This is a genomic window from Pseudoalteromonas sp. S16_S37, assembly GCF_014694405.1.
In the GTDB taxonomy this organism is placed as follows: Bacteria; Pseudomonadota; Gammaproteobacteria; order Enterobacterales; family Alteromonadaceae; genus Pseudoalteromonas.
Window position 1 is genome coordinate 57829 of sequence record NZ_JAAUWV010000006.1, and the last position, 6823, is coordinate 64651.

6 protein-coding genes are annotated in these 6823 nt (G+C 41.2%); 5 read left to right on the plus strand and 1 reads right to left on the minus strand.

The window, feature by feature from the left end; genetic code table 11:
• Nucleotides 1-2 precede the first annotated feature (2 nt).
• Nucleotides 3-284 (plus strand): YeaC family protein, encoded by a 282-nt coding sequence (locus tag HC733_RS04985; protein ID WP_190363951.1) that lies wholly within the window; start codon nt 3-5, stop codon nt 282-284.
• Nucleotides 274-2955 (plus strand): DUF349 domain-containing protein, encoded by a 2682-nt coding sequence (locus HC733_RS04990; protein ID WP_190363952.1) that lies wholly within the window; start codon nt 274-276, stop codon nt 2953-2955. The genes HC733_RS04985 and HC733_RS04990 overlap by 11 nt, the downstream gene beginning before the upstream one ends.
• 217 nt (nt 2956-3172) lie before the next feature.
• On the opposite strand, the gene HC733_RS04995 is transcribed toward HC733_RS04990, so the two are convergent.
• Nucleotides 3173-3601 carry an organic hydroperoxide resistance protein gene (locus HC733_RS04995; protein WP_190363953.1) on the minus strand — a complete coding sequence of 143 codons (429 nt, stop codon included), beginning with the start codon at nt 3599-3601 and terminating at the stop codon, nt 3173-3175.
• Between the two features lie 103 nt (nt 3602-3704).
• Here HC733_RS04995 and HC733_RS05000 point away from each other — a divergent pair, with 103 nt between their 5' ends.
• The 3 genes from HC733_RS05000 to HC733_RS05010 all read left to right on the plus strand — a co-directional run bounded on the left by HC733_RS05000 (nt 3705) and on the right by HC733_RS05010 (nt 6760).
• On the plus strand, nt 3705-4133 hold the full coding sequence (locus HC733_RS05000; RefSeq protein ID WP_190363954.1) for a MarR family winged helix-turn-helix transcriptional regulator: 429 nt from the start codon (nt 3705-3707) through the stop codon (nt 4131-4133).
• A gap of 219 nt (nt 4134-4352) precedes the next feature.
• Nucleotides 4353-5417: a hypothetical protein gene (locus tag HC733_RS05005; protein ID WP_190363955.1), complete on the plus strand. Its 1065-nt coding sequence runs from the start codon at nt 4353-4355 to the stop codon at nt 5415-5417.
• Between the two features lie 281 nt (nt 5418-5698).
• Nucleotides 5699-6760: a hypothetical protein gene (locus tag HC733_RS05010; RefSeq protein ID WP_190364002.1), complete on the plus strand. Its 1062-nt coding sequence runs from the start codon at nt 5699-5701 to the stop codon at nt 6758-6760.
• Nucleotides 6761-6823 lie beyond the last annotated feature (63 nt).

A 6823-nucleotide genomic window follows, 5' to 3' on the forward strand; every position in this document is an offset into this window, starting at 1 on the left:
CGATGAATATAGATAATTTGGTAAATAGCATTACTCCAGACGTCTTTGAGCGTTTGCAATATGGGGCATCAACAGGCAAGTGGCCAGATGGTACTCCGCTTAGTGAAGCTCAAAAAGCGCAGACTTTGCAATTGGTTATGCTATATCAATCTAAAGTCGCCAAAAGTGACGAGCAGTTTACGATAAATGAGCGTGGCGAAATGGTTCAAAAATCAAAGCGTGAGTTACAACAAGAATTTAAATCTCAAAACGAAATAGCTAGGTTCAGCGAAAATGATCTTTAAACACCTTTTTACCCCGAAATGGAAGCACCCAAAAGCGGCAGTGCGCCTAGCCGCAGTTGATAAACTAGATACAGGGAAGGACGCTGAGGCATTGCATGCATTAGCGCTGCAAGATAGCTCAGCTGAGATCCGTAAAAAAGCACTGCATAAAGTTAACGATCTCGTGTTGTGGTGGCAAGCATATAAGCAAGATCAAAGCCTAAAAGAGTTAGCTGAGCAGCACATTAGCAGTGCGGTATTGAACGAGAATGAAAACTTATCGGATGATATTCGCAGTGAATATATCGATAAATATGCGCCAACCAAACTGTTAGAAAAGCTCGCTTTTAGTGAAAAAGAAACACAAACAAGAGTTAAGCTGTTAAAGCGCTTAGCCAATGCAAAATTAATAGAACGGGCATTTAAAGAAGGTGCTGAGCCTCTGCAAATAGCGCTATTACCATTAATTGAGCAATACCAACTAGATAAAGCTGTACTTAAAAGTGCCAATGGCGCTGCCCTTAGCGAAATCCAAAATAGACTAGAGCACCAGCGTTTAGCAAAAGAAATGCCAAAGCAGGTGCAACAACAAACGAAGATGGTGCTGGCAAAGTTAAACGCACTGAGAGAAAAGTCCGATTATCAAGGTGTTGATGAGCAAGCTAAAGCACTATTACTGCAGTGGCAAGAGATTGAGTTAAAGTGGCTTGACGAAGAAGAAATGAAGGTAGTTGATGATAAATTTGCCCTTATCAATCAAAAGTTGGCAGTGCACTTAGCAAAACTAGAAAATGACTTTGATGCGCAGCAAGCCAAAGCGCAGGCATTACAAGCTAAAGAGCAGGCTATTTTGCAATTGAGCGACGCTTATAACGCGCTTGAGCGACAACTAACAGAGGCTGTTGCGTCGCTAGATGAAAATAAAAATCAACAGCTTGAGTCAAAGGTCAGTGAACTAAAGAGTCAAATTGAAGGCAGTGAATTTAGCCAAACGGGCGAGTTAGTTTTACTTAACAAACAGCTTTTGCAGCTTGAACAGCAACTGCATCAAATTCCAGATTTAGTAGGCGCAAACAAACGGATGCAAGAGTCGCTAGCAGCGCTTGAGCAAATTGTGCCTACCACTGAGGTGGCTCAGCTAGACGATACGCTGGTGCAACAAAAGCAAGCTTACGAGCAATGTAAAGAAGTATTACGTCAACTACCTGCCAGTTTACATAAACCTGCGTCTGAGCGTTTACATGCGCTAAGTAAGCAGTTTAAGCAAGCTATGGCAGCGCTTATCGATGAGCAGCAAAGCCAACTTAAACAAGCCAGACGTAAGGGCAAAGATGTTCAAAGATTGCTAGACCAAGGTCGCTTTAATGTTGCTTTTGGCGTGTTTAATGGCTTTTTGGAGCACTATGAAAAACTCACACCAAATAATCAGCAGCAATTAGAAAAGCTTCATACGAGCTTAAATGAAGCACTAACAGAAGTACGCGACTGGCAAAAATATGCCGCGACGCCTAAGCGCGCAGAGCTATTGGCAAAACTCGATGAAAAGCTTGCTGAGACGGACATTGATCCTAAGCAACGTGCTAAAGATGTAAAACTACTTCGAGTGCGTTGGAATGAGTTAGGGCGTATCGATACTGAAGAAGAAAAAGCACAAGCAGAGCAATTTGATAAAAAAATTGAACTGTTATTTGCGCCGTGTCGTGAGTTCTTCGCAGAGCAAGAACAACAAAGGGAAGAAGCAAAGCAAGCGCGCACTCAAATTATCGAGCAAATGCAAGCACTTGCCCAGCAAGATATGCAATCTGACGGTTTTGATTGGCGTCAGTTTGAAGCTCAGTTCAACCGCTTATTAAAGCAGTGGCGTACATCGGGTAGTGTTGATGGTGCAGTATACAAAACACTGAGTGCTGAGTATAAGACTCATCATAATGCCGTGAATGAACGCTTAAAATCGTATCATAAGGCCAATGCTAAACTAAAACAGCAGTTAGTTGACCAAGCGCAACAACAACTTGAGTCAGATGATTTGGCGCAAGCGTGTGAGCAGTTAAAAACGCTGCAAAAACAGTGGCAAACAATCGGCTTTGCAGGGTCTAAACAAGAGCACGCCCTGTGGCAGAATTTTAGAGCGTATAACGATGCCGTATTTGCAAAGCGCAGTGAGCAGTTTGAACAGCAAAAGCAGCAGCAATTTGTGCAAGAATCTGAGCAGCAAGCTCAGTTGGATGCATTTGCCTCTGTGTTGCACAACGATTTATCAGAGTTACAGCTTGAGCAGTTAGGCAACGAGGTTTCACAGTTGCAATTGTTGCCAAGTATGAAAAAGTTACAAGCTGCTTTGCTTGATAAAATAGCGCAACTACAGCAAAAGCTTTTGGTTAAAAAAGATCAGCAGAAGTACGATGAATTGATTTTAGCACTAGAGCAAGGATCTGAGTTGCCAAGTCAGTGGTTACAAGGCGCCAAAGTAAACGAGCTGAGTGCACATCAGCTTCTTTTACGTCTTGAAATTATTGCTGATATTGATACGCCTGAGGCTGATAAATCACAACGTATGGTTGAGCAGGTAGCGTTATTGGATGCTAAATTACAAGGTGCTCAAGTGAGTTTTGAGCAGTGCTTAAGCGAGTATTTGAGTGCTTATAGCAGTCAAATAGATAGCGCTCGGTTACTAACAGTGTTAAAACGATAAGCGATTTTAACTATTAAAACATAAAAAAATCCGATGCAGTGCATCGGATTTTTTATTTTCAACTCTAAAAACCTATTGGAGTAAGTGCTTTAGAGCCGAACATTAAGCAATGAAGGTAGTGGGGACATTACCTTATCCAGAGTTAGGGCAATATGGACTCTTCATTGTGTTTAAAATAAGTATCTAAGCCGCAGCTTTTAGCTATGTGTGCCGAGGCTCACTTTACTGACAGTTCTACTGCAATATTGCCACGTGTTGCATTAGAGTAAGGGCATACTTGATGTGCTTTATCAACAAGTTGCTGCGCATCTTCTTTATTCATGTTGGGGATAGATACCACAAGTTTTACGGCAATGCCAAATCCACCTTCAATCGGACCAATATCTACTTGCGAGTTAATTGCTGTATCAGCGGGTAATGATTGCTTATTTTGACCTGCAACAAACTTTAAAGCGCCGATAAAACAAGCTGCATAACCTGCGGCAAATAGCTGCTCAGGGTTAGTGCCTTGACCATCATCACCGCCTAACCCTTTAGGTGTTGAGAGTTTAACATCTAAACGGCCATCATTTGATTTAGCTGTGCCTTCACGACCACCAGTTGCTGTTGCATACGCTGAGTAAGCGATAGCTTGTAATTGGTTCATAATTTTCTCCCAGTAATTTAGTTTGTATGCAAAGTATATTGTGGGGTAAATAGATTTGCAAATATTTTGTGTGCAAAATAAAATATTGATAGAGGTATGGACGATGAATGAAGATTATTTAAAACTAGAAAACCAGCTGTGCCACAGGCTATATATGGCCTCAAATGGCATAGTTAGAAGCTATCGGCCTTTGCTAGAGGCAATCGAATTAACTTATCCACAGTACGTGGTGATGATGGCAATGTGGGAGCATAAAAAACTTACGATTGCACAACTACTTGAAAAGACGGCGATAGATGGCGGGGCGATGACGCTTATTTTAAAAAAGATGATGGCTAAGTCTCTACTAGATATTGTTAAAGACGAACAGGATAAGCGCAAAAAATGGGTGATTCTTACGCCTCAGGGGGATGCGCTAAAGGCGCTCGCTTTGACAATTCCAAGTAAAATTCGTTGCAGTTTTCCTAGTTTAACAGTTGATGATCTGGCTAATCTTACCAAGTTACTCGATAAGCTATTAGTGGAGATGTAAGGCGAAGATAAGCAAGGGGAGTGTGTAATACGTATTAGCACAATATCTATCCTGCGTTCTACAAAGCTCGGACGGCAAGGTTGTTGACGTTCAATTTTAGTTGAACGGCGTTTATTATTTATACATACTAGTTCACTCTGGTGGTAAGAGGTCTAATATGAACTGCATTGCTTAGCAATTGTTGTTCATTAAGTTCTTAGACAATGGAGTGAAAGAAGAATGAATAGAAAGAATAGAGTGGTTTTGTGTGTTGTTTTGAGCTTACTCGTTGCTTGGTTAGTAAGTGACAATGAGCAAACAGATATGGGTGAGCAGTTACAAAAGGAGGTTGCCAAGGAAAATATACCAAAGACGCTGCAATCAAACCCTATTGAGGCACCAACAGTTAAAAAAGAATTAGAAACAGCACAAGCTTCCGTACAAATTGCAACGCAGTTAAGTGAGGCAGCCCAACATGTCGCTACCCAATACGAACAAGCTTTGAAATATCCACCTTACTCTCAACCTTTGTCCGTGCATGATGAAGACAGATTAAAGCCTAATTACTTTTATCCAGTTAGCAGTGTCATTGAGGGAAGTGAGCAGCCGTTGAGTATCAAACTTACAAAATATCGCCATGTTTACCCAGAAGATATTGTTGTAGAAGTGACGGGACCTAACTTAAAGCAAGTAGACCTTCAGTTGTTAGATGTAGACACGAAAAGGCAATATGCTTCAACACGTATGCTGCAAAGCCCTTTTGAAACAAGTTTTAAGGGCAGTAAAGAGTTGCCTAGAAATGTGCAGATTATTGCTATGGCAAAGCTTGATAACAAGGAAATACCGCTGGTTGCACAGTTTCAATATATGCAGCCAAGTGCGAAGGTGATCTCCGTCGATAGTGTGTATGCAAGAGCTGACAATATGCTCATTGATGTGAGTCTACAGGTTACAAACCCAGGTATATATCGTTTGCGGGCAAACCTTTTTACAGATTCTAACCTGCCTCTAGCACATTTAGTCAGTAAGAAAAAGCTATCTAAGGGGCTGCAAACGCTCACCTTGCAGGCACACTGGTCGGTATTAAACCCTCAAGCTACACAAATGCGGCTGTCCGGATTTACTGTGGAGCGTATGTCGCCAAGCCCCACTGAACCAAGTATCTATGGAACGAGTGATATAAAGTCATATGATATAACTGACTTTTCATACGACAGCCTACAGCAGCTTCCCTATCAAGTATCAGCAAAAGAAAAGCAAAGCTTAGAGTTTTTGCGTCAGCTAGCAAAAAGTGGCGAACTGTAACTCACTTAGATGGTTTAGATTGTTAGATATTGTTTTAGGAACGTAATCATCTGGTTGGTTTTTATGAACTTTTTATAATTGCAACTGACTAGCTATTTGATTGATTTATAAAATTAAAATAATTGTTTATAGGAAAGTTAGTACATAAAATAGATAAATATGTAAAGTTAATGTTGAGTTTTGTGCGTTTGTTAAACATACTGAAATTGCTCAGTGATACGAGGTCTGATGTCTGGGTGCTTAAACCAATAACAAGTATTTACTCAGGAGTTTAAATGAACATGAAACGCAGCAGATGGCGTGTAGGCCAATCCATAGGTGCCTTGGTGCTTTGTGCATTGACTAGTTTTACAGCCTATAGTGGTGATTACAAAACAATTCTTATTCATGGTTTTAACCCAAGCCAACTAGCTAATCCAAATGGGACTGATGTCGTTGGAGATGGCCAGTCCTATTGGTCATCTTATTGGGGTAACAAAGCCGATGAGCGCATTGATTGGCCTTCGTATGAACGTATTGAAGGTAAAATTGCGTCACAGTGGCTTTGGCCGAAATTAAAACAGTTTTCTGAGTCAAACTTGTGTGAACCTGGTTGTGTATTGCTAACGCATTCAACAGGAGACTTAGTCGCTCGCTACCTGATAGATAATCAAGCTAACTGGTTAGAAAATGCCGGATTACAGCCATTGAATATAGTGGCAACTTTTGACCTTGCTGGAGCTGGCGGCGGCAGTGAATTGGCTGACACCGCAGTAAGTGCGCTAACCAGTGGCAAGGTGTGGAGTGAAATTGTTGAAGAGGTGCTCAAAGAGTGGTTAGGTAGAACTACTGTTGAGGCGGTTGGCGTATTAAACGACTTAAAAGTGAATAACGCTAGAAAGTTAGCGCCTTTGCCGGAAAGTCGTGCACCACGTTTACGTTTTGTAGCCAATTCAGATGACTACTATGGTATTACAGGCTTATTTTTAAAGGGTGATCATGATGGTGTTGTGTCTTCGCACTCTGCATGTGGTGCAAGTAAAGCTGCAAAATTTGGTAGCTGCTCATCGCAAATTGCAATGGATGGATTACTCGAGTCGCAAAGTGATGCTGTCAGTGGCTTTATGCCTTACCACTATCCTTTGATCATGGCTGATGGCTATACGCATAGAAATATTCGAAAAGGAGAAAACCAAGGTAAAGTGACTGTCGCGCAAAACAATATTAATGTGGCAGGGCGCAATATTGGTTATGAGACTTTTGATAAAACGAAAGGTTTTTGGATATTTAAAGAAAAGTATCGTTATGTGAAAAACTCAGACAATGTCAGTGTGTCTGAGTTGGTATACAGCATGATGCCTTAATGGTGATTTGAACCCAGTAAAGCGGCGACATTAAATGGTCGCCGCTTTTTTATAACTGATTTA

Excerpts from the sequence above, each read along its gene's own strand:
- HC733_RS04985 (WP_190363951.1), top strand. The coding sequence starts at position 3 with ATGAATATAGATAATTTGGTAAATAGCATTACTCCAGACGTCTTTGAG.
- HC733_RS04990 (WP_190363952.1), top strand. The coding sequence starts at position 274 with ATGATCTTTAAACACCTTTTTACCCCGAAATGGAAGCACCCAAAAGCG.
- HC733_RS04995 (WP_190363953.1), bottom strand. The coding sequence starts at position 3,601 with ATGAACCAATTACAAGCTATCGCTTACTCAGCGTATGCAACAGCAACT.
- HC733_RS05000 (WP_190363954.1), top strand. The coding sequence starts at position 3,705 with ATGAATGAAGATTATTTAAAACTAGAAAACCAGCTGTGCCACAGGCTA.
- HC733_RS05005 (WP_190363955.1), top strand. The coding sequence starts at position 4,353 with ATGAATAGAAAGAATAGAGTGGTTTTGTGTGTTGTTTTGAGCTTACTC.
- HC733_RS05010 (WP_190364002.1), top strand. The coding sequence starts at position 5,699 with ATGAAACGCAGCAGATGGCGTGTAGGCCAATCCATAGGTGCCTTGGTG.